The following is a 23,681-nucleotide window of genomic DNA, read 5'->3' on the forward strand; positions in this document are numbered from 1 at the left end:
AGCATTAGTCATGTTTTTTTTTAATTTGACGTATTTTATCCATATTTTTATTAAACTTTTAGTAGATTTGGATGAGTTTTTGATATATAGTATCTACTGTAAATAAAAGTTTGTTCAAAAAATAACAATGTAACAGAGAAAGGAATAAATCAATGGCACAACATTCAGAATTGATGGGGAAATTGGATGCATCCATCGAAAAAAAAGATGAATTAATACAAAAACATTTTGGCAAATATGCCATGCGTTCAGTCCTAGCAACATTATATTTGAGCTTAGGGTCAGCTATAGCAATAGGTCTGGGACTTAAATTTTCAGATCCAGCAGTAGGAAAATCATTATATGCGATGGCTTTTGGTCTAGGATTAGCTCTTATTATATTTTTAAATGCAGAATTAGGCACATCAAATATGATGTATATGACTGTTGCAACGTATCGTAAAAAGTTGGTACCAAGTAAGGCCTTAAAAATCTTGTTAGTTTGTGTGTTGTTTAATTTAATCGGCGCTTTAGTTGTCGCTTATTTATTATCATTAACAGGTTCGTTTAAAGGTCTACCTGCCGATAATTTTTTAACTCATTTAGTTGAAGGAAAGTTCCAAAAGGGAATCGGTCAAACCTTAGTTGAAGGGATATTTGCCAATGTGATTGTTAACCTAGCAGTGTTGATGTCAATGAAAATTAAAGATGATGTTGGTAGATTATTTGGTATTATTTTAACTATCTTCATTTTTACCTTCTTAGGCTTTGAACACGTTATCGCCAATTTCATCTACTTTCCACTTGCTTATTTTTCATCAGGTGGAGTAGTTGCAGGGATGACAGTTGGCGCAGTAGCAACAAATCTTATTTTTACGTTTATTGGTAATTTTATTGGTGGGGGCTTAGTGATTGGTTTAACATATTCATGGTTAAATAAAGACGAGTCCATTCATTATTTAGATTAAAAAAGTTTGCCATCCTGTTAGGGTTGGCAAACTTTTTTATTGAATAAAAATGACATCATCAGGTGCATAATGAGGGTGTTCTTCATTGATATGGTCATAAAACATAATACCATTGATGTGATCAATTTCATGTTGAACAACAATAGCCATGTAGTTTTTAAGACGAATTTTATGTTCTTCACCATTCATATCATGGTAAGTTACAGTAATTCGTGCATTTCTCACAACGTATCCTGGTACAGGTCTATCAACAGATAAACAACCTTCCCCTTCTTCAAGAGCAGCTTGTTGTACAGAATGACTAACTATCTTTGGATTGTACATGACAGTGCTTAAAAGTGGTTCATCATCATCTTCAGATTGACTAGGAATTTCAATCGCAATGATGCGTTTTGAAATATTTAATTGCGGAGCAGCAAGACCAACGCCGCCACGTAAATGATACTTTTCAGCAAGTTCTGGGTCTTGGCTATTTTTTAGAAATTCTTGCATGCGTTTACCTAATTCAATGTCTTCCTCAGATAAGGGTAAGTCAACTTCTTTAGCCACTTCACGAAGGGTAGGATGCCCTTCACGGATAATATCATCCATTGTAATCATCAATATCCCTTCCTTTCTATCTAATATAGTACTTTTTATTTTACCATAAAATAAAAATGATGAGAAATAAATAAATTGTTAATCCCCTTAATAAATGTTATTTATACTTATTTTATTTTGGTAATAGAACGATGAAAACTTTCATATTTTCCCAAGAAATTAAATCTGTTATGTTATTATTCTAAAGGATTTATAACAAATAAAAACAAGTCGCAGGAGGCAATTGGTTAAATGGACAAGCAGCAATTTGGCATGGTTGGTTTAGGTGTGATGGGGAAAAATTTAGCGTTAAATAGTGAGGGGAAAGGGTATAAAGTATCTGTCTATAGTCATTTTTTTGAAGAAACAGAGGCATTTATTAATGGGCATCCAGATAAAAATATTAAAGGATTTGCAGACATCAGTTCTTTTGTTGATTCGATTGAAACGCCAAGAAAAATTATGTTAATGGTAACAGCTGGCAAAATAACAGATAACATGATTGATCATCTTTTACCACATCTAGAAGATGGGGATATTTTAATTGACGGGGGCAACACGCATTACGAAGATACTTTGAGACGAAGTGAGTATTTAGAAAAATTTGGGATTAATTTTATTGGTTCAGGAGTTTCTGGAGGAGAAGAAGGAGCGTTAAACGGACCATCTCTTATGCCAGGTGGACAACGTGATGCGTACGATTTGATTAAGCCTTTATTTGAAGCGATTGCTGCAAAAGCACATGATGGAAAACCCTGTGTATCTTACATTGGACCAGATGGAGCAGGGCATTTTGTTAAAATGGTCCATAACGGGATAGAGTACGGTGATATGCAATTGATTGCTGAAAGTTATGATATATTATCTAGAGGATTAAACCTAAGTATAGATGACATTTCTCAAATTTTTAAATCGTGGAATGAAGGCGAATTAAATAGCTATCTAATGGCAATTACATCTGACTTATTGGGACGAAAAGATGATTTAGATACAGAGGAGTACATCGTTTCTCATATCATGGATAAAGCAGGAAACAAAGGAACTGGGAAGTGGACTAGTCAAAATGCTTTAGATTTAGGTGTGCCGTTACCACTTGTTACAGAAGCTGTTTTTGCTAGATTTATGTCTGCTTTAAAAGAAGAAAGACAGGTTGCAAGTACTTTGTTAAGTGGTCCAACTATAACACCATCTTATGATAAGAAAGAAATGATTGAAAAAATAAGACGTGCCCTTTATTTTAGTAAAATCATGAGTTATGCTCAAGGATTCTCTCAGATGATGATGGCTAGTGAGGAATATAATTGGCAGTTAAATTACGGGGAAATTGCTCAAATTTTTCGCGAAGGATGTATTATAAGAGCTCGATTTTTACAAAAAATAACAGATGCCTATGAAAAAAATCCACAACTAAAAAATTTAATGTTGGATGACTACTTTTTAAAAATCGTTTCAGCATATCAAGAAGATATTCGTGATGTTGTATCACTAGCGGTAAAACTGGGTATACCAGCTCCAACACTTTCCTCTGCAGTTGCTTATTATGATTCATATCGTTCAAAAGATCTCCCAGCGAATATTATCCAAGCTCAAAGAGACTACTTTGGAGCACATACATATGAAAGAAAAGATAGAGATGGAACGTTTCATTATGATTGGTACAAAAAAGATAAATAAAACATGATTTAAGTATGAGAAACAGTTGCTTTTATACTAAAAATCATGTAAAGTACCATTGTGTGATAAATCGTCACATGCCTATTACTTGGTACATCGAATCACCAACGATATACTCAGTTTTGGGGAAATAATATAGAAGAGGTGAAAGACATGGCAATTTCAAAAGAACGCAAGAACGAAATCATTAAAGAATACGCACGTCACGAAGGAGATACTGGTTCTCCAGAAGTACAAATTGCTGTATTAACTGCAGAAATTAATGCATTAAACGAGCATGCACACGTGCATAAAAAAGACCACCATTCATACCGTGGATTAATGAAAAAAGTTGGTCACCGTCGTAACTTATTAGCTTACTTACGTAAAAATGATGTTCAACGTTACCGTGAATTAATCAAACGTTTAGGCTTACGTCGTTAATCAATTTATCTAAGAATAAGAGGATAAGTGAGGTCGTTTTGATCTCGCTTTTCTTTTAATAAAAAACCGAGGATGGGCTGATTGTCTACTATGCAAATATGAGTATTCTCACGCTAAATGAGAGAATTGATATTTGTTTAGTAGTCTGTTCACCTCGAGTATGTAAAGGAGAAAAAATAATGCATAGTGAAAAACATGTATTTGAAACAACTTGGGGCGGAAGACCGTTATCAGTTGAGATTGGCCAATTAGCCAAACAAGCAAATGGAGCAGTTTTAGTAAGATATGGTGATACAGTTGTCTTAAGTGTGGCTGTCGCTTCAAAACAAGCGAAAGATGTTGATTTTTTCCCATTAACAGTTAATTATGAAGAAAAAATGTATGCTGTTGGGAAAGTACCAGGAGGATTTATTAAACGTGAGGGACGACCAAGTGAATCAGCAACATTAACTGCTCGTTTGATTGACCGTCCAATCCGTCCAATGTTTGCAGAAGGATTCCGTAATGAAGTACAAATTACGAATACCGTGATGAGTGTGGAACAAGATTGCTCACCAGAGATGGCAGCAATGTTAGGATCATCTCTAGCTTTATGCGTATCTGATATTCCATTCAATGGCCCGATTGCTGGTGTTGAAGTTGGTTTTGTGGATGGTGAGTATGTTATAAACCCAACTGTGGAACAAGCCGAAAACACAACAATTGAATTATCAGTAGCTGGAACAAAAGATGCGATTAACATGGTTGAAAGTGGTGCAAAAGAAGTATCAGAAGAAGATATGTTAGGTGCACTGTTATTCGGTCATGAAGAAATCCAACGATTAGTTGCTTTCCAAGAAGAAATTGCAAAAGAAATTGGCAAAGAAAAAATGGAAATCGACTTATTACAAGTTGACGCTGACTTAGAAAAAGAAATCAATGATACTTATATGCCTCGTATGACGCAAGCAATCCAAACAGAAGAAAAATTAGCTCGTGAAGATAATATTTCAGCTTTAAAAGAAGAAGTAATCGCTGTTTACGAAGAAAAATATTCTGAAGACGAAGAGTCTGCTAAATGGATGAAAGAAGTTCGTCAAATTTTAGAAGACATGGAAAAAAATGAAGTTCGTCGTTTGATTACAGTTGAAAAAGTTCGCCCTGATGGTCGTAAAATTGACGAAATTCGTCCTTTATCATCAGAAGTTGGCATCTTACCACGTGTTCATGGTTCTGGCTTGTTTACTCGTGGGCAAACACAAGCTTTGTCAGTTTGTACATTAGCACCACTTGGTGAACATCAAATTATTGATGGATTAGGTGTGGAAGATAGCAAACGATTTATCCATCACTATAATTTCCCTCAATACTCAGTTGGTTCGACTGGGCCAATGAGATCACCAGGTCGCCGTGAAATTGGGCATGGTGCATTAGGTGAGCGTGCCATGGCACAAGTTATTCCTAGTGAACAGGACTTCCCATACATGATTCGTGTGGTTTCAGAAGTATTAGAATCAAATGGTTCTTCTTCACAAGCAAGTATCTGTGCTGGTATTTTAGCTTTAATGGATGCAGGTGTACCAATCAAAGCACCTGTTGCAGGAATTGCAATGGGACTTGTCATGGATGGAGATAATTACACTATTTTAACTGACATCCAAGGAATGGAAGACCACTTAGGTGACATGGACTTTAAAGTTGCCGGAACAAAAGATGGTATTACAGCTCTACAAATGGATATTAAAATTGAAGGTATTACAGAAGCTATCTTAACAGAAGCTCTAACTCAAGCGAAAAAAGCACGTATGGAAATTCTAGCTGAATTGACATCAACGATTGCTGAACCTCGTAAAGAATTAAGTAAATATGCTCCTAAGATTGAAATGATTCAAATCAAACCTGAAAAAATTAAAGACGTTATCGGTAAAGGTGGCGAAACCATCAACAAAATTATCGAAGAAACTGACGTTAAAATTGATATCGATCAAGATGGTAATGTAAGTATTGCCCATCAAGATCAAGATAAAATCAACCGCGCGATTGAAATCATTAAAGATTTAGTTCGTGAAGTTGAAGTGGGACAAGTATACTTAGCTAAAGTTGTAAGAATTGAAAAATTCGGTGCTTTTGTTAACTTATTCAAAGGGAAAGATGCCTTAGTGCATATTTCTCAATTCTCACACGAACGTGTGAATAAAGTAGAAGATGTGGTTAAATTAGGCGATGAAATTCTTGTGAAAGTGACAGAAATTGACCGTCAAGGACGCGTTAATGCTTCACGTAAAGCAATGATTGAAAAACCAAAAGAAGAGAAAAAAGAAGAAACAAAAGAAAAATCAGAATAATAGTGAAAGCACCCTATTTACTTAGTGAATAGGATGCTTTTTTATTGTTATTAAATTGTGGAAGGATTTCTCCTAGCAAAATCATAAAATAAGAATTTATCCACACGATGCCTACTATCAGTGTACTGAAATTGCTCAGTATTGGCTAAAAAAACACGACTTTGGATAGAGACAATATTAATATCTTGTGACGTTAAATCTAAAAATTCTTTTTCAGCTGTATTTAATTTTACAACTCTAATTTCTTTTTCAGCAAAAGATATTTGTAAGTTTAAATTTTTTTCAATGTATTTATAAATAGAATCCTCACCAATGTCAATCGACATATTAGGAATTAATCGGCACAAGAGATAATCGGTATCTAAAATCACTTTTTGCCCATCAATTTCACGAGTCCGAATCATCTTCCATACCATTTCTCCTGTGGCGAATCCAGTCATTTTCTCAAGCTCAGTATCAATCATTATTTTATCAATAAACACTACTTTTGTAAGACTGTTATATCCATAGGCATGTTGCAATTCTTTGTAACTTGTTAATCCAGAAATAGGAAAACGCAATTGTTCTCTTTTTAATACCATTGAACCTTTGCCATGAATTTTTTGGATATAGCCATTGGTCATTAGTAAGTTTAGCGCTTTTCTTACTGTGTCTCTTGATACTTTAAATTGTTTAACATATTGATTTTCACTTGGTAAAAAGTCACCAGGTAAGAATTCCCCTCTTAAAATACTATTTTCAATTGCTTGGTATATTATTTCGTATGCTTTCATAAGGTCCCCTCCAAAAACTTGTATGAACATCTTATAGTTAAGTATATTCGATATAAAATATAAGGGATTTTAAATGAGAAGTTTTTAATAAAAAGTTAAATATAGTGGTTACTTGTTAGTTTTTTTACAGTCAAGTGTTAGTTTTGTTCAGTATATAATGTGTTTTTTTTGAATGATTTATTAGAAAAAGGTGTGTAAAAAAATTGATGGAAAACTTTTGTTTTGATAGCGCTTTACAAGTAGGCTCTAAAGGTGTATATTTTATTTAAGGTAACTTGTATGTACAAGTGAAAGGAGAAAGAAGATGGGAAAATTTAATCAAGATGCGTTATTATTATTAGATTATGTCGGTGGAAAAGAAAATATTGCTGCTGTGACACATTGTGCCACGCGAATGAGGTTTGTGTTAAATGATCCATCAAAAGCACAAGAAAATAAGATTGAAGACATTTCCTGTGTGAGAGGTATTTTTACTAATGCTGGACAGTTCCAAGTAATTATTGGAAATGAAGTGCCAACGTTTTATCAAGAGTTTATGTCTGTTGCAGGAATTCAAGGTGGAACAAAAGAAGAAATTAAGTCTGCAGCAAAACAAAATCAAAATATTCTACAAAGAGCGGTAACTGTTTTAGCAGAAATTTTCACGCCATTATTGCCAGCAATTATTGTTGGAGGATTAATTTTAGGATTTAGAAATATTTTGGAAGCAGTTCCAATGGGGTTTTTAGATGGGAAAACTATTACAGAATCGTCAACATTTTGGAACGGGGTTAATGGATTTTTATGGTTGCCAGGTGAAGCTATTTTCCATTTTCTACCAGTAGGGATTACTTGGAGTATTGCTAAAAAAATGAAGGGAACTGAAATATTAGGGATTGTCCTAGGAATTACGCTAGTATCACCACAACTTTTAAATGCTTATGCAGTGAATTCTACGAGCGCCGCAGATATAGCTGCTAATTGGAGTTGGGATTTTGGTTTCTTTACAATGGATAAAATAGGTTATCAAGCACAAGTTATTCCAGCAATGCTTGCCGGATTTATGCTAGTTTACTTAGAACGATTTTTAAGAAAACATATACCAGAAGCAATCTCAATGATTTTTGTTCCATTTTTTGCATTATTACCAACTATTTTAGCGGCACATTTAATTTTAGGACCTATCGGTTGGAAGATTGGTTCTGCGATTTCAATGGTGGTTAATACAGGATTAACATCATCTCTTAATTGGTTATTTGCAGCAGTGTTTGGTACGTTCTATGCACCACTTGTTATTACAGGACTACATCATACGACCTTAGCAATCGACCAACAATTAGTAGCAGACTTTGGGTCAACGAATCTTTGGCCAATGATTTGTTTATCAAATATTGCTCAAGGTGCAGCAGTTTTAGCTGTTGTATATGCTCATAAAGGCAATAAAAAAGAAGAGCAAGTATCTGTTCCTTCAGTTATTTCAGCTTGGTTAGGTGTTACTGAACCAGCGATGTTTGGAATTAATTTAAAATATATGTATCCGTTCGTTGCAGCGATGATTGGTAGTGGAATTGCCGGATTATTTGTAACGTTATTCGGAGTAAGAGCATTATCTATTGGGGTAGGTGGTCTTCCGGGTATTTTAGCGATTATGCCAAAATATTACGGAGTATTCTTAATCGGGATGATTATTGCTATCGTTGTTCCGTTTATATTGACTTTATTCTTTAGACGAGCTGGTATATTCAATCAACTAGACAGAGTAGGAGAAGCTATTTCTCCAGTAGATGCTAGTTTAAGTGGACCAATTGTACCAGAAAGTAATTTAACAGAAGTTGTTTCAGTTTATTCGCCATTAGTTGGAGAGTTATCACCGATGACTGATTCAAAAGATCCTGTTTTTTCTCAAGGGACAATGGGACAAGGTGTTGTTATTGAACCAAGCGAAGGTCATGTCTATGCTCCGATGAATGGGACAATTAGTTTAGTTTTCCCAAGTAAGCATGCGATAGGTATTACAGATGATCATGGAATTGAGATGTTAATACATGTTGGATTAGATACAGTTAACTTAAATGGGCAGTATTTTGACACATATGTAAAACAAGGAGATAAAATAACGATTGGTGATTTGTTGTTAGATTTTGATATTGATGGTATCAAAGAATCAGGGTACTTAACTCAGACGCAAATTGTCATTACTAATTCAGATAGTTATCAAGTAGATCCAACAATAAACAGTGGTCAGGTCACAAATGATACGGCCATTTTACAAGTTAAATCAATTTAATAAAGGAAGTGACATAGTGAGTTTTAAGAATAAAGTTATTTATCAAGTATATCCAAAATCATTTTATGATAAAAATGGGGATGGCATCGGAGATTTACAAGGGATTATTGAAAAGTTACCTTATCTTGAAACGTTAGGTGTCGATATGATTTGGTTAAATCCCATTTATCCAAGCCCACAAAAAGATAATGGGTATGATATTTCGAATTATACAGCGATTGATTCTATGTTTGGAACAGAATCAGATTTTAAACATTTAGTAGAAAAAGCTAGTGAAAAAAATATTGATATCATGTTAGATATGGTGTTAAATCACGTATCCATTGAACATGAATGGTTTAAAAAGGCAGTGACAGGTGATTCATACTATCAAGATTTCTTTATATTAAGAGAGGAACCAACTAATTGGGAATCAAAATTTGGTGGAAACGCATGGTCCCAATTTGGTGATACGGATAAATATTTTTTACATTTGTATGACAAAACGCAGGCTGATTTAGATTGGCGAAACCCAAATGTGAGAAAAGAATTGTATAAAGTGGTTGATTTTTGGACTGAGCTAGGTGTAAAAGGTTTAAGATTTGATGTTATCAATGTTATTGGTAAAGACAAAGTATTAAAAGATGCTGATGACAATGTTGGTAAAGCAGAATATACGGATAAACCAATTGCTCATCAATTTATTCATGAAATGAATCGTGCAACGTTTGGCAAAGACCCATCAATTGTTACAGTAGGAGAAATGAGCTCGACAACAATTGAAAATGGCATTCTTTACACAGCACCTGAAAGAGAAGAATTAAGCATGATTTTTAATTTTCACCATTTAAAAGTTGATTACAAGGATGGAGAAAAATGGACCATTATGCCATATGACTTTAATGCCTTAAAAAACACCTTGCATGAATGGGGAGAAGGAATGAGTCAAGGAAATGGATGGAATGCATTGTTTTGGAATAACCATGATCAACCAAGAGCTTTAAATCGCTTTGTTGATTGGAAAAATTATCGTGAGCGTGGCGCAAAAATGTTGGCAGCAGCAATCCATCTAAACCGAGGGACACCATATATTTATATGGGAGAAGAGATTGGCATGCTAGATCCAGAATTTGATGAACTAGCTACCTATCAAGATGTGGAAACTCATAATGCTTATAATAAGTTGTTAAGCAATGGATTAACACACGAAGAAGCTATTAAAGTGATACAACATAAATCAAGAGATAATTCTAGAACGCCAATGCAGTGGGATAACAGTGAAAATGCTGGGTTTAGTTCTGGAACACCATGGTTATCAGTCGGAAAACATCGTGATATTACTGTTGAGAAAGAGTTAAGCCAGGGAAGTATCTTCTCATTTTATCAACAACTTATTCATTTAAGAAAAGAAAAAGAAGTCATCTCTAAGGGTGATTATAAAGCTTTCGAAGTGGAAGGAAGTCGCATATATGGGTATACCAGACATTATAGCAATGAATCCTTATTAGTATTAAATAATTTTTCGGATGAAATAACACAAGTGATGATTCCAGATGAATTTATCCAAAGTGACATTTTGATTAGTAATGTTGTATGTGACACAGTAGAAAAAAATATGGTATTAAAACCATATCAAACACTCGCTTTATTGAGTCTTAGTTAGAGAGAAACCAGTTACTTTTTGAGTAGCTGGTTTTTTTGCGATGTTCAAAAAAATAGTGACACTAGTTTCATTAATACAGGGAAAAAAAGTAAATAGGCAAAAAGAGAGTATGTGAGAGACGAATCTGTAAAACTAATATCTATGTGTTTCTCACCTGCTAAAATGGCTACAGTATTTGATACAGGAATACTAAATTGAATCAAGCAAATTGTACCCATTAATGTAGAAACATGAAACAGGTGGGCTAATAAAATAACGATAATAGGTGTAATAATGAAACGCCCACAAAGTATTCCAATCACCTCTTTTGAAAACGTTAAATTTTTAAGACCAGTCTGATAGATAGTTGTTCCAATAAAAAGCATAGCAAGGGCTGATGTTGTTTCTCCAATATAGCTAAATAAGGATTTAAAGAAGAAAGGCAGTGGAATATTAAAAATGACCAACAAACTCGCTAAAAGAAATGCAATGATTGGGGGACTAAATAATTCTTGGATGGTGTGTTTAAAATCAAACGACGTCTGTTTATTAGTAGTAAAATCGTCATCTTTGTTTAGTAGCATGACTCCAATTGTCCAAGTGGATACACTAGTCACAATATATACTAACAAAGCATAAGGTAGTCCCTTATCTCCGTATAAGCCTAAAATAATTGGCATACCAATAAATGCAGCGCTTGGTGAAGCAAAACAAAGCGTGAAGGCCCCTTGTTGGGCTTTGGCAACTTTAAATAGATTAGAACTGAAGTAGCCAATGATAAAAACTAAACTAATAATTAATACGGGGAAAAACGATTCTTTAAAAAGTGAAAGAAGTTTTTGTTTAGTAAAGTCTCTCGTTATTCTTAAAAATATTTCTAAAGGTAAGGCGAAATGAATAACAAAATAAGATAAAGCATTACTCACATCTTGGGTAAAAATACGTTTTTTAGCTAAAACATACCCTAGAGAAATGATAGAAAATAGCACAAGAATGGTTGAATAACTGGCAAGCATAAGAGTCATCTCCTTTATAATCATTGTTTATCATACTTAAGAGATACAAACGTTTATCAAAAAAAATAAGAAGATTCTATATATTTTTTATACGTAAATGATTATTTTTCTCATTTAAGGGGTATATTTTTCCAGTTAAAGACATAAGTGATAAACTGATGTAGAAAGAATGGATAGGAGGATGTCTATGACTAATCTAAAAAAACTTTTTATTACTATTGTTGCAGGAATGACTGCACTAGTCGCAGAATTTATTTTTCATCAACCAAAGATAGCTTACAGTATAGTAGTGGTCATTGGCGGAATAACCACTATATCAATGTTTATTGGGATGATTAAAACATTGAAGTCAGGAAAATATGGCGTCGATATTTTAGCGATTACAGCAATTATCGCGACATTAGCTGTTGGTCAATATTGGGCGAGTTTAATGGTATTAGTGATGCTGACTGGTGGAGATAGTTTAGAAGATTATGCAGCAGGACAAGCAGGCAAAGAGTTAAAAACATTGCTTGATAATACACCACAAGTCGCTCATAAAGTGGCAAGAGATGGACTAAAAGATATTCATGTAGATGATGTCGCTATTGATGATATTATTTTAGTAAAACCCGGGGAAGTTGTGCCAGTTGATGGAACAATCGTTGAGGGCGTTTCTTCTTTTGATGAGTCTTCTTTGACAGGCGAGTCTAAACCAATTGAAAAGCAGGTAAATGATACTGTGATGTCAGGCTCTATCAATGGGGATGTGTCAATTAAGTTTAAAGTGACTAAAGTTGCGGCAGATAGCCAGTATCAAACCATTGTTAAATTGGTGAAAGAGTCTGAGTCAAAACCAGCTAATTTTGTTCGTTTAGCAGATAGGTATGCTGTCCCATTTACTATTGTGTCGTATGTCATCGGAGGGATAGCTTGGTATGTTTCAAAAGACCCAGTTCGTTTTGCTCAAGTGTTGGTAGTTGCTTCTCCTTGTCCACTTATATTGGCAGCACCAATTGCTTTAGTTGCAGGAATGAGTCGTTCAAGTCGACATGGTATTGTCGTTAAAACAGGAACGACAATAGAAAAATTATCAGATGCAAAGAGTGTTGCATTTGATAAAACCGGGACGCTAACTGAAGGAAGTTTAAAAGTATCTACTGTTACAAGTGTTAATGAACAGATATCAAAAGATCAATTAGTCCAGCTAGCAGCAAGTGTTGAACAAGAATCCATTCATATATTGGCAAGGTCTTTAGTACAATATGCTCATGATAATCAGTTGAATTTGAAAGATGTTTCTTCAACAAAAGAAGTCACTGGACAAGGGGTACAAGGAACTATAGACAATCATCTAATCAAAGTGGGTAAAGCAAGTTATGTTTCTAAAAAGACAATAACTTCTCCTGATAAGACAGTGATTTATGTGTCAATTGATGATGAATATGTTGGTAGTATAGAGTTTGAAGATATTGTACGTCCAGAGTCTAAATCAACAATAACTTCTTTAAGAAAACTAGGCTTAAATCCTATTTTAATGATTACAGGTGACAATGAAATAATCGCACAACATATAGGGCGAGAAGTTGGGATTACTGATATTCATGCGAAATGTTTGCCACAAGAAAAAATTGATATTATAAAAAAATTAACCCAAACATCACCACCTGCTATTATGGTGGGGGATGGCATGAATGATGCTCCAGCTCTTGCAATGGCTGACATTGGTATCGCAATGGGCGCTCATGGTTCTAGTGCAGCTAGTGAAAGTGCAGATGCCGTGATTTTAAAGGATGATTTATCCAAAATAGCTGAGTCAGTTGAAATATCTAAAGACACAATGAAGATCGCAAAACAATCAGTATTGATTGGAATATTTATTTGTATTATTTTAATGTTAATAGCAAGTTTTGGTGTAATACCAACACTTGTTGGAGCGATGTTACAAGAAGTGGTTGATACAGTGTCAATTTTATCAGCTTTAAGAGCAAGGAAGGATAAATAAAAACAGTCTAACCGTTCAATTGAATGGTTAGACTGTTTTTTTAGAATCTGACTTTTTGGAGTTGTTGATTTTGATAAACAGCTAATTCCGTTATACCATGCTCTTTAATTAAATTCCCCATTTCTTCAAATCCTAACCTATAGTCTTCGGAAACATGAGCGTCAGAACCTAATGTAAATAACGTTCCACCGAGTGAAATATATAAAGGAATGGCATATTTATAAAGTTTTCGATTGTCATACTTTATAAAACTCTTAGCATTTAATTCAAAGGCTATCTCTTTTTCAATGATTGTTTTAAAAATATCAATTAAATATGGCTCAGCTATGTCTTTAAAATAATCAACATCTATGTCTAATCGCCTCATGCCATAATCAAAATGAGTTAAAACATTGGCAAAATCCACCTTTTGTACGGCTTCTAACATACGAGAATAGTAATCATTAATTAAATCATTCACGTTTAACTTTAGTACATCGTCATCCATATAATCAAATAGTCCATTTTGATGAATGCTAAGGAGGATAATGTCATAGTTTTTATCTTCTAAAAATGTATGAATGAGTGAATGATGTGTGTCAACATAACCTACCTCAATTCCTTTTAATAACCTAGTATTATAGTCATCTGAAAGGTGGTTGATTTCTTTGATGTATTCTTTATATTTAGGAATACTATTTTCCCCATTGACATATGGATTTTTAAACTCTAGATGTTCTGTCGTCACAAAAAAGTCAGGTGAATAGGTAGATAAATAATTTTCAAATGATTCATCCGAATCAAAAGAATGATGTGTATGTAAATGTTGGTCATAATATTTCATTAAAATACCCTCCTCGTTAATTAAATCTATTCTATCACTAAATTTTAAATACGGACTATTTTTACGCCACATTTACAAAGTTTACAAATCATTACCCATCATTTACTAACTATTTACAAATTAAGTCTATACTCAACATGTCAAATAAAATAGAGTGAGGGTTAATAATGAAAAAGAAATTAATTTCAAGTTTATTAGGATTATTTTTAGTCACTATGTTAGTAGGTTGTTCTTCTTCATCAACTGAAAATAATGAAACGGCAGCTAAAGATGATGATAGTTTAGAAACAATCATTGAAAAAGCAAAAAAAGAAGGAGACGTAGCTAGTGTAGGAATGCCAGATACTTGGGCTAACTGGGTTGGTACTTGGGAGGACATGAAAGAAGAATATGGGATCAATCATAAAGACACAGATATGTCTAGTGCTGAAGAGTTGGCCAAATTTGAATCTGAAGGGGAAAATGGAACAGCTGATATAGGAGATGTGGGAATTAGTTTTGGTCCATTAGCCGTTAGTAAAGATTTAACTTTACCATATAAAACATCATACTGGGATGATATTCCAAAATGGGCAAAGGATGATGAAGGTCATTGGTTACTAAGTTATACAGGCACTATTTCATTCATGGTGGATACGGATAATGTTAAAGATGTTCCAACTAGTTGGGAAGATTTGAAAAATGGTGATTATCAGATTTCAGTAGGAGATGTTACTAAGGCTAATCAAGCACAATTTGCTGTTTTAGCAGCAGCAATGGCAAATGGTGGTAATGAAAAAGATATTCAACCAGGATTAGATTATTTTAAAGAAATTGCAAAGCAAGGAAGAATTTCATCTGTTGATGCTTCTTTAGCAAATATTGAAAAAGGTGAAATAGATGTTGCAATTCTTTGGGATTTTAATGCTTTAAATCATAGAGATTCAATTGATAAAGATAGATTTGAAGTTAAGATTCCAACAGATGGTTCTGTTATTAGTGGGTATACAACGTTAATTAATAAAAATGCGCCACATCCTAATGCAGCTAAACTAGCAAGAGAGTATATCCTATCTGACAAAGGCCAAATCAACTTAGCTAAAGGATATGCACGACCAATTAGAACAGACGTTAAGTTACCAGATGATGTGGGCAGTAAATTACTAAAAGATGAGGAATATGAAAGTGCAAAACCAGTTGAGTCTAACGAGGACTGGGATAAAACTGCTTTAGAATTACCTGAAAAATGGCAGAGTGAGGTACTAGTGAATGTTAAAAAATAAAGTATTACTTATTATTTTAGATGGGTGTCGTTATGATATTGCAATGGAACAAATGGGTTTTCTAAATAGTTTAGTTGAACATGAAAAGGCTCAAGTTAGAAAAATGAAATCAGAAATGCCAAGTAATTCTAGGCCATTGTATGAAGTAATAATGACTGGTAAACCTATGTACCAAAATGAAATATATACAAATTTGATAGTTAGACGGTCGAAAGAACTTTCTATTTTTGATTTAGTGAAGTCAGCTGGAGGAACGACAGGCATGTCAGGTTATTATTGGATGAGTGAATTATATAATCAGTCCCCATACAACATATTTACAGATAGGATTCAACATGATGAATCAAAACTTATTCAACATGGGATATTTTATAGTGAGGATCACTATCCAGATAGTCATGTGTTTGCTGATGCAAATAGTATTATTACTGAATATCAACCTGATTTTATGGTGATTCATTCAATGAATATTGATGATGTTGGCCATAAATTCACCTCTGATTCTCGTGAGTATATGGCTCAGGTTAATATTGCTGATAATATTCTCGGGACGATTGTACCAACCTGGTGTGAGTTAGGTTATAAAGTTATAGTAACAGCAGATCATGGAATGGATGAATATGGACTACATGGTGGAAATTTACCTCAACATAGAGAAGTACCTTTTTATTTTCTATCAGATTCAGAGATATTGCCAAAAAAAGAAATAATGAGTCAGTTGGAATTAATGCCTTTTATTGCAGATTTAATGGACGTATAGGAGGGAGAAAATATGAAAAAAGTGAATAAACAGTGGATGGGCCTCCTTCCACTGTTCATTATTGCAGCAATGTTTTTATTCGTACCTCTTATTTTTATGCTTGTATCTAGTTTTCAATTAGATGTTACGCAAAAATTTAGTTTGGATAACTATATTCAAGCTATTACTAACCCATATTATTATCAAGCTTTTGGAAATAGCATAGTCATAGCCTTAGGTTCGAGTGTTGTAGGAATTATAGGAGCACTTCTATTTTCATATGCTTTAGTAGGATTGTCTGATAAAACTCAAGAAAAACTGACATTATTTTCTAATTTAGCTGCTAATTTCGCAGGAATACCATTAGCTTTTGGTTTTATTATTATTTTAGGAAATTCAGGTTTATTAAAATTAATTTTTCCACTGTTAAATAAGTTTGATTTATATACATGGAAGGGATTGGTTTTAACGTATACGTATTTTCAGATTCCATTAGCTACATTATTTATATATCCTGTTATGAGGAAAGTAAAAAAAGAATGGCAGGAAAGTGCAGAGATGTTAGGCGCACCAACATTTTATTATTTGAGAAAAGTTGTATTTCCGTTTTTAGTCCCTACAATAAGTGGCACATTTGCTATTCTATTTGCTAATGGCATGGGAACGTACGAGACAGCTTATGCTTTAGTTAGTAGTAATGTGGGCTTAATAACGACTAGAATAGCTTCTGTAGTAGCAGGAGATGTATATGCTAAACCAAATGTGGGTAGTGCATTGTCAGTGTTGTTTGTATTAAGTATGATAATTGTTATTTTTATTTCTCAGTATTCAATGAAGAAATTCAGAAAGGATTTGGCATGAAACAGACACTAAAAAAACATCGTATTTTTTCATATGTTATTATTGCTATTTTAGCAATATATTATTTAACGCCATTGATTATGACATGCGTTTATGCTTTTGGAGATGAATGGGGCAAATCAATTTTACCTAATGATTTCACAATAAAGTGGTTCAAGATACTATTTCAAGATACGGCTTTTTTTCAATCAATTGCTCGGTCATTATTATTATCAATTATCGTTTTATCAAGTATTCTGATTGTTATGATACCAAGTGTTGTAATAATTTATTTGTACTATCCAAGACTGGATAGAATGATGCAATCTATTTCTTTGTTACCTTATGCTATTCCAGGAGTCATCTTAGTAACAGCTTTATTGAAAACTTACTCTAAAACAGGAATATCTATGTTTATAGTTTTATGTGGGGCACTTTTTATTTCTCCGATTATGTATATGGGAATTAGAAATAGTTTACAAGCAATTAATGCGAAACAATTAATTGAAGCAGGCCATATGCTAGGAGCAAATACAATAACAGTAATTTTTAGAGTAGTTCTGCCAAATTTAAGAGTTGGGATTGTGTTATCAAGTATCATGGTATTTTCGGGTGTGTTTGGTGAGTACGTTTTAACTAATTTATTAATTGGTGGCAGATTTGAAACTTTGAGAATTTATATGTTAAGAAGAATGAATGAAAATGGTCATTTAGCGAGTGCAGTAATGGTGTGTTACTTTATCATGATTTTTTTAATGGGAATAATTATCTATAGATTATCTAATAAGAAAAAAAATAATGAAAGTCATCTCAAAACTCAACAACAAGGCATCATAAATAAAGAAGCAATCAATACAATAGTAGAGGAGGGAAATGCATGAGTTATCTAGTCGTTGAGGATTTATCATTATCCTTTGATGATAAATTAGTTTTAAATAATGTTTCATTATCGGTAGGAAAAGGTGAATTAGTAACGCTTCTTGGACCTAGTGGTTGTGGAAAATCAACCTTACTTCGTGCAATTGCAGGATTGGAACAACCAAAATCTGGGAAAATTTTTCTTGATGGAGAGGAAATTCAAGATAGACAAAGTCGAGAGCGTCAAATTGGAATGGTATTTCAACAATACGCGTTATTTCCCACTATGACAGTATATGAGAATGTGGCTTTTGGGTTAAAAGTAAAAAAATTAGATAAAAAAATAATTGAGGAAAAGGTTAACAAAATATTAGGATTAGTAGAATTAGAAGAGTTTTCTAAGCGTTATGTTACACAACTTTCTGGAGGTCAGCAACAACGTGTCGCTTTGGCAAGGGCGCTAGTTGTTGAACCAAAATTATTATTATTGGATGAACCTCTAAGTGCATTAGATGCAAGAATCAGAAAACAACTTCAACTGGAAATTAGATCGATACAACAAGAACTTGGTATTACAATGATTTTTGTGACACATGATCAAGAGGAAGCTATGAGGATTAGTGACAGGATTTACGTATTATCAGAAGGGGAATTGGAGCAAGCTTCATCACCAAATGAACTGTATACAAAACCTCAAAGTCAATTTGTAGCTGAATTTATAGGAGATTATAATAAAATACCCTCTAGTGATTTAATAGGCCAGATAGGAACGAATCAGTACAAAAAATATTTTGCTAGGCCTGAGGTTATCAGTTTTGATGCTATGCCGGATAGTATTGGTATTCCAGTTGATTTTGAAAACCAGATAGTGTTAGGAAACGTCATTAGATATCAATTTAAAACAGGAGAAAATCAAACAATATTTGTTGATAGATTAAATAACGATGAAAATAATAATATCGAACATATCGAAATATTGTATATTCAACAAAAGGATTTATTAGGAATTAAGTAAAAAAGTCTAAAGCTGATTATTATGTCAGTTTTAGACTTTTTTAAATATCATGATGTATTACCGTTAGTTGATTTTTACCATTTCTTTTTGCTTTGTATAATGCCTCATCTGCTAAGGTGAATAACTCATCTGTACTAATAGAAGCGTTTGAAAAGTGTTTTTTTTCAATAATAGCTAGGCCACATGATAATTCAATAGAGATAGCCTGATTTTCAAATAGACAAGGAAATTGATTGATTTCATGTAGTTTGTTTTGTATAAATTTTTCTGGATTATCAATAGGTGATTTAAAAATCATAGCGAACTCATCACCACCGATTCGACATATTCTAGGTGATTCTACAGGTGTTTTATCACCAATTAGCAGTTTTGATACATGAATTAATACATGATCCCCAGCTAAATGACCATAGTTGTCATTGATTGCTTTAAAATTATCAATATCTAAAATGGCAATGCCGCAAGGAGAATCGTTGATTAATAAATCTGAATAAATATGATCTAAGAAAAAGTAAAAAGATTCCTTATTATATAATTTTGTTAAATGATCATAAATTGATGATGTTCTGTAGACATGTATCGTTTTTGAAATGCAAATAGATGTGTCAATTAACCAAGCAGTGAAAAGGAAAACTAAAGAAAATATAGTGACATAAGTTATTAAATTTATGAAATTATCAAATCGCCAGATAGGATAAAAAATAATAGAGAATGTAAATAGGCGAATGAACAAGGCAACGAATAAAAACGTAAAAACAGCCTTTTTCTGAGAAAAATGCTGTTTTTTTATGAGGGAGGCTAAAAAAACGAGAGAGAAAGTTAAAAAAATGTTGTTAAAATACTCGTAAGCAAAAGCCCCTCTGATGGTATATTGAATTAACTTTAAACTAATTAATGTTGCGCCATTTGCAACACCAATCAAAACTGAACCATAATAAATGGAAAAAAAGATAGGTAAGTATCTTACATCTACAGTGGCATTCCCATAAAATGGAATAGGAATTTTATTTAAAGAAATGAAAAAACAAAGAATACCGACTATGATACCTAAAAATAATTGGTGCGTTCTAGTCAAAGAAAACGTTCCAGATTGATTAATAAAGTCTGAATCAATCTTGCTATCTTTGAGAGATTGACCAATAGATAAGAAATATAAGGTTAATGATGTACTGACGATGATCGATAAGTTAATCAAAATTGCATTAACAAAATTAAGCATAGTGAATAAACCCCTAGTAATACGTATTATTTAAGTAAGTAATAACTTTTTCGTCTAATTGATGAGTGTTATTAATGGCCCGTCGAATGGTTCCCCAATCAGAATTAGAAGGAATATCATCGATTACGACGAGTTTATCTTGTGGTAGTAAGTCTGAATCAAAAGTACTAACAATAATATCAAACCCTTGGAAAAACTCTTTTGGAACATCTTCAATAAAGATAACAGACTGATTATAAGGTTCAATGATTGCTTTATTATCAAAGTTTTTTTGAATCATTTTTGATAGAAAATCTGAATGATCATGTCCTAAGCTACTCATTACAAGAATTTTAGCTTTTTGTTTTTTATTTTCTAGTAGAGTCGGCAAATCTGTCCATTGAATCATCATTGTGCACAGAACCTCATAAAAGTAGTCTGTGTGCCAAGGAAAATTCGTATTTTTTTCAAGTTTGATTAATTCTTGTTCAATTACAATCGCCATTGTAGGGAAAAGCTTTTTGATAGCAATGGCATTATAGAAGCTTTTATTAAAAATAATATAGTTTGAATAAGGATAGATTGTATGTTGTAAATAAATATGTTTCATTGAGTTTTCAATTTTGTCAGATAATTGATTGGTAAGAGTAAAGTCAAACACATTGCGAATATTTTTCATTAAGTTTTTTATCTCTTTTGTAATGTGCAAGTACTCTTCTTCTGAATGCCAATTAATCAAATGGTAGTATAGTGAAAACATTAAATCATAAATGAGCTGATCGTTTACAATAAGGCCATATTGTTCTGTGATATCAGACAATATATCTGAGTTTTTATCAATGGACTGATACATTTTTTTAGTAAAGATACTTTTATTGTAACCTTCAACAAAATAGCCTTGGCTTTGTCTTGTTAAAGAGATGCAAAGAATATAGCTAATCAGTAGAATATCCTTTTCAGAAACATCTTCATTAAAATAATCAACAATATTTTGGATAAATTGTATGGATTTCTTTTTATCAGAAGGAAAAGGCCAGTCATTTATTTGATAAGCTTCAAAAAAATAATTTGTATAGAAAAAACGAACAAAAAATTCATCTTTCCCAATGACACGACAAGGCTTTTTTTCCAGCGTTAGGCCATATTTACTTAAAGATTTTGATATATCGCTTGTTATTCTGTACAAAGAAGATTCGCTAATAAATAATTTTTCTCCCCATTTTTCAATACTCAAAGTGGTATCAAAAAAGACACTTTCAATTAATCGAAAAGCTTCAGAGTTTTTTAAGACATAGCGGTAAACCACCTCTATGTGGCTACTCGGCTGTGTTTGAAGACGAACGCCATTTTTTTTAGACGTTTCAATTAATAGATGTGGGTACCAATTTTCTTTTAGATAACTCACATCGTTATTTATTGTTCTTAACGATGCTTTATTACTTTTTGCTAATTCGTTAGAACTAATCCAGTCAGAAACTTCATTCAATTGTTCCAAAATATGAAGTCTACGCTGAGTAGGTGTATCAAGAAGTTCACGCATAGATGTATTCCTTTCATAAAAAGTGCCTATATAGTTTCGCAAAGTTGCATAATCTTACTCTATAAAGATACCTTATTTTGTATAAAAAATCTACTTAACCAAAATGAAGTAGTGGAACATTAAGAATTTATTAAAACACGATTAATTAAATAGTATTCGTTATTTTTTTGATGTAATTTATAAACGTTTTTTATAAAATCTGTTACAATTGTAGTAATAAGACGATAAGGAGGAAAAAGAATGTTTTATCCATTTTTTGATAGTACATATATTTTAGTGATTATCGGAATACTTATTTCAATGGCAGCATCTAGCTACGTGAATAGTACTTACCGAAAATTTGACAAAATTATGAATAAAAAAGGCTATACAGCGACAGATGTGGCTCGTTTGATATTGCAAGATTCTGGTATACATAATGTAGGCGTGCAACAAATTTCTGGTGATTTAACAGATAATTATAATTCTAGCACGAAAATATTGAGTTTATCGCAAACTGTAGCAGATTCAAGGTCTGTAGCAGCAATTGGTGTAGCAGCTCATGAGTGTGGTCATGCTGTTCAAGATCAAAAACATTACGCGCCACTTAAATTGAGGATAGCTCTTGTTCCAGTTGTAAATTTTGGTTCTAAGATATCCATTCCATTAATTTTAATTGGTGCTATATTTTTTAGTAGCACACCAGTTTTAGTGACAATTGGTCTATGGTGCTTTGCTTTAACATTCTTATTTCAAGTGGTGACATTACCTGTTGAATTTAACGCATCACGACGAGCTCTTGCTATATTAAGTGAGCATCATATTTTAGAAGAAGATGAATTACTCATGGCAAGAAAAGTGTTAACGGCAGCTGCATTAACCTATGTTGCTGCAGCGGTGGCCTCATTACTCCAAGTGATTCGATTGTTTCTATTATTTGGAAATAATAACAGAAACTAGAGAGAAAGAATCAAGAGATAACAGAGTGTCAATTCTGTCATATTTTTAAGAGAAATACCTGTTTGTTCTGAAAATTTATCTAGTTTGTATTGCAAGGTGTTTCGGTGAACATATAATAACTTTGCGCTTGATGTAATGTTACCCTGTTCACCCCATAAAGTTTTAATCACTTGTACCGTATCATCATCTAGTGTCATACGTTGAGATAGATTAGTCATTAAGGAACTATCCTTAATGGCTTTTTTTGTGAGATACTTGAGAGCAACATCAGAAAAGGTAAAGACTTGATTGGTATGGTATTCTTTATAAAAGGTATTAAATATCGCTTGTTCTTCATTAAAACATTCAATAAATGATGGTGAAATCAAGTTGAACTGTCCTAAAAAAACAGTTGATTGAATAAAAAACTCTATTTCAAGTGTCAAAAGAATAGACTGGATATCATTTTTATTATTAAGGATAGGTGTTTTCTGTTCTATGAGAATAGCGGTTGTCTCATCAATGAAAAAATAGTCTACGACAAAATCTAATAACTTGGAAAAATGAGTTAACCATTCTTGACGGTTTTCATTTTTATTTCTTAGTTTTATTTGAATCACTCTAAAATAGTTATTACTAGCTGGAAGTTTAGCATTATTAAACAACATGTCATACCAAATACTTGTTTTATTTATTTTGGTTGGTTGTTTATTAATTAGTAGTTCCGTGATGAGAGATATTTCTCGTTCTGAAAGGTCGTGCTTTGGTATATGGAAATATCCTTGCTCTACTGAAATAACTAAATCATTGCCAGTCGTTTTATTGGTTGATTTTATTTTGCCTTTAGGAAATAAAGATTGAAGAGTTTGCTGATTCAAATG

Annotated in this window: 20 protein-coding genes; 13 read left to right on the plus strand and 7 right to left on the minus strand. The window is 32.9% G+C overall.

What is annotated here, in order from left to right; all coding sequences use genetic code 11:
- Window positions 1-152: 152 nt before the first annotated feature.
- Window positions 153-947 (plus strand): formate/nitrite transporter family protein, encoded by a 795-nt coding sequence (locus JNUCC83_RS00860; protein ID WP_454460383.1) that lies wholly within the window; start codon window positions 153-155, stop codon window positions 945-947.
- Between the two features lie 36 nt (window positions 948-983).
- Here the strand turns inward: JNUCC83_RS00860 and def are convergent, their stop codons facing one another.
- A complete protein-coding gene (gene def, locus JNUCC83_RS00865) occupies window positions 984-1,547 on the minus strand; it encodes a peptide deformylase (protein ID WP_454460384.1) in 564 nt (187 codons plus the stop codon).
- Between the two features lie 231 nt (window positions 1,548-1,778).
- Between def and gndA the strand changes: the two genes are divergently transcribed.
- From gndA to pnp, 3 genes are all read left to right on the plus strand, one after another.
- Window positions 1,779-3,200: an NADP-dependent phosphogluconate dehydrogenase gene (gene gndA / locus JNUCC83_RS00870; RefSeq protein WP_454460385.1), complete on the plus strand. Its 1,422-nt coding sequence runs from the start codon at window positions 1,779-1,781 to the stop codon at window positions 3,198-3,200.
- Window positions 3,201-3,353: 153 nt separating this feature from the next.
- Entirely contained in the window at window positions 3,354-3,623 is a 270-nt protein-coding gene (gene rpsO / locus JNUCC83_RS00875) for a 30S ribosomal protein S15 (RefSeq protein WP_071457431.1), read from the plus strand.
- Window positions 3,624-3,802: 179 nt separating this feature from the next.
- The gene (gene pnp, locus JNUCC83_RS00880) at window positions 3,803-5,947 is read left to right on the plus strand and encodes a polyribonucleotide nucleotidyltransferase (protein WP_454460386.1); all 2,145 of its coding nucleotides are present in this window, start codon (window positions 3,803-3,805) and stop codon (window positions 5,945-5,947) included.
- 50 nt (window positions 5,948-5,997) lie between these two features.
- Here the strand turns inward: pnp and treR are convergent, their stop codons facing one another.
- Entirely contained in the window at window positions 5,998-6,720 is a 723-nt protein-coding gene (treR, locus tag JNUCC83_RS00885; RefSeq protein ID WP_454460387.1) for a trehalose operon repressor, read from the minus strand.
- A gap of 304 nt (window positions 6,721-7,024) precedes the next feature.
- Here treR and treP point away from each other — a divergent pair, with 304 nt between their 5' ends.
- Window positions 7,025-8,986: a PTS system trehalose-specific EIIBC component gene (treP, locus tag JNUCC83_RS00890; protein WP_454460388.1), complete on the plus strand. Its 1,962-nt coding sequence runs from the start codon at window positions 7,025-7,027 to the stop codon at window positions 8,984-8,986.
- 16 nt (window positions 8,987-9,002) lie between these two features.
- Window positions 9,003-10,628 carry an alpha,alpha-phosphotrehalase gene (treC, locus tag JNUCC83_RS00895; RefSeq protein ID WP_454460389.1) on the plus strand — a complete coding sequence of 542 codons (1,626 nt, stop codon included), beginning with the start codon at window positions 9,003-9,005 and terminating at the stop codon, window positions 10,626-10,628.
- A gap of 44 nt (window positions 10,629-10,672) precedes the next feature.
- On the opposite strand, the gene JNUCC83_RS00900 is transcribed toward treC, so the two are convergent.
- Window positions 10,673-11,623: an AEC family transporter gene (locus JNUCC83_RS00900; protein ID WP_454460390.1), complete on the minus strand. Its 951-nt coding sequence runs from the start codon at window positions 11,621-11,623 to the stop codon at window positions 10,673-10,675.
- Window positions 11,624-11,810: 187 nt separating this feature from the next.
- Here JNUCC83_RS00900 and JNUCC83_RS00905 point away from each other — a divergent pair, with 187 nt between their 5' ends.
- A complete protein-coding gene (locus JNUCC83_RS00905) occupies window positions 11,811-13,607 on the plus strand; it encodes a heavy metal translocating P-type ATPase (RefSeq protein ID WP_454460391.1) in 1,797 nt (598 codons plus the stop codon).
- Between the two features lie 40 nt (window positions 13,608-13,647).
- Here the strand turns inward: JNUCC83_RS00905 and JNUCC83_RS00910 are convergent, their stop codons facing one another.
- Window positions 13,648-14,430: a PHP domain-containing protein gene (locus JNUCC83_RS00910; protein ID WP_454460392.1), complete on the minus strand. Its 783-nt coding sequence runs from the start codon at window positions 14,428-14,430 to the stop codon at window positions 13,648-13,650.
- Between the two features lie 167 nt (window positions 14,431-14,597).
- Between JNUCC83_RS00910 and JNUCC83_RS00915 the strand changes: the two genes are divergently transcribed.
- The 5 genes from JNUCC83_RS00915 to JNUCC83_RS00935 are packed head-to-tail and all read left to right on the plus strand — an operon-like array spanning window position 14,598 to window position 19,144.
- Complete coding sequence (locus JNUCC83_RS00915) at window positions 14,598-15,692, plus strand: ABC transporter substrate-binding protein (RefSeq protein ID WP_454460393.1); 1,095 nt, start codon at window positions 14,598-14,600, stop codon at window positions 15,690-15,692.
- Complete coding sequence (locus JNUCC83_RS00920) at window positions 15,679-16,452, plus strand: alkaline phosphatase family protein (protein WP_454460394.1); 774 nt, start codon at window positions 15,679-15,681, stop codon at window positions 16,450-16,452. The genes JNUCC83_RS00915 and JNUCC83_RS00920 overlap by 14 nt, the downstream gene beginning before the upstream one ends.
- Before the next feature lie 12 nt (window positions 16,453-16,464).
- Window positions 16,465-17,292, plus strand: a complete 828-nt coding sequence (locus tag JNUCC83_RS00925) for an ABC transporter permease (protein ID WP_454460395.1) — start codon at window positions 16,465-16,467, stop codon at window positions 17,290-17,292.
- On the plus strand, window positions 17,289-18,152 hold the full coding sequence (locus JNUCC83_RS00930) for an ABC transporter permease (RefSeq protein WP_454460396.1): 864 nt from the start codon (window positions 17,289-17,291) through the stop codon (window positions 18,150-18,152). Before JNUCC83_RS00925 ends, JNUCC83_RS00930 begins: the two co-directional genes overlap by 4 nt.
- Window positions 18,149-19,144, plus strand: coding sequence for an ABC transporter ATP-binding protein (locus tag JNUCC83_RS00935; RefSeq protein ID WP_454460397.1), 996 nt, complete (start codon window positions 18,149-18,151; stop codon window positions 19,142-19,144). The genes JNUCC83_RS00930 and JNUCC83_RS00935 overlap by 4 nt, the downstream gene beginning before the upstream one ends.
- 40 nt (window positions 19,145-19,184) lie before the next feature.
- On the opposite strand, the gene JNUCC83_RS00940 is transcribed toward JNUCC83_RS00935, so the two are convergent.
- A complete protein-coding gene (locus tag JNUCC83_RS00940; RefSeq protein ID WP_454460398.1) occupies window positions 19,185-20,363 on the minus strand; it encodes a GGDEF domain-containing protein in 1,179 nt (392 codons plus the stop codon).
- 13 nt (window positions 20,364-20,376) lie between these two features.
- The gene (locus JNUCC83_RS00945) at window positions 20,377-21,882 is read right to left on the minus strand and encodes an AcpB/EbpR/MafR family transcriptional regulator (protein WP_454460399.1); all 1,506 of its coding nucleotides are present in this window, start codon (window positions 21,880-21,882) and stop codon (window positions 20,377-20,379) included.
- A 240-nt stretch (window positions 21,883-22,122) separates the two neighbouring features.
- On the opposite strand from JNUCC83_RS00945, the gene JNUCC83_RS00950 reads away from it, so the two are divergent.
- On the plus strand, window positions 22,123-22,821 hold the full coding sequence (locus JNUCC83_RS00950; protein ID WP_454460400.1) for a zinc metallopeptidase: 699 nt from the start codon (window positions 22,123-22,125) through the stop codon (window positions 22,819-22,821).
- Here the strand turns inward: JNUCC83_RS00950 and JNUCC83_RS00955 are convergent.
- Window positions 22,818-23,678, minus strand: coding sequence for a helix-turn-helix domain-containing protein (locus JNUCC83_RS00955; protein ID WP_454460401.1), 861 nt, complete (start codon window positions 23,676-23,678; stop codon window positions 22,818-22,820). The genes JNUCC83_RS00950 and JNUCC83_RS00955 overlap by 4 nt on opposite strands.
- Between the last annotated feature and the right edge of the window lie 3 nt (window positions 23,679-23,681).

Source organism: Vagococcus sp. JNUCC 83 (assembly GCF_053667615.1).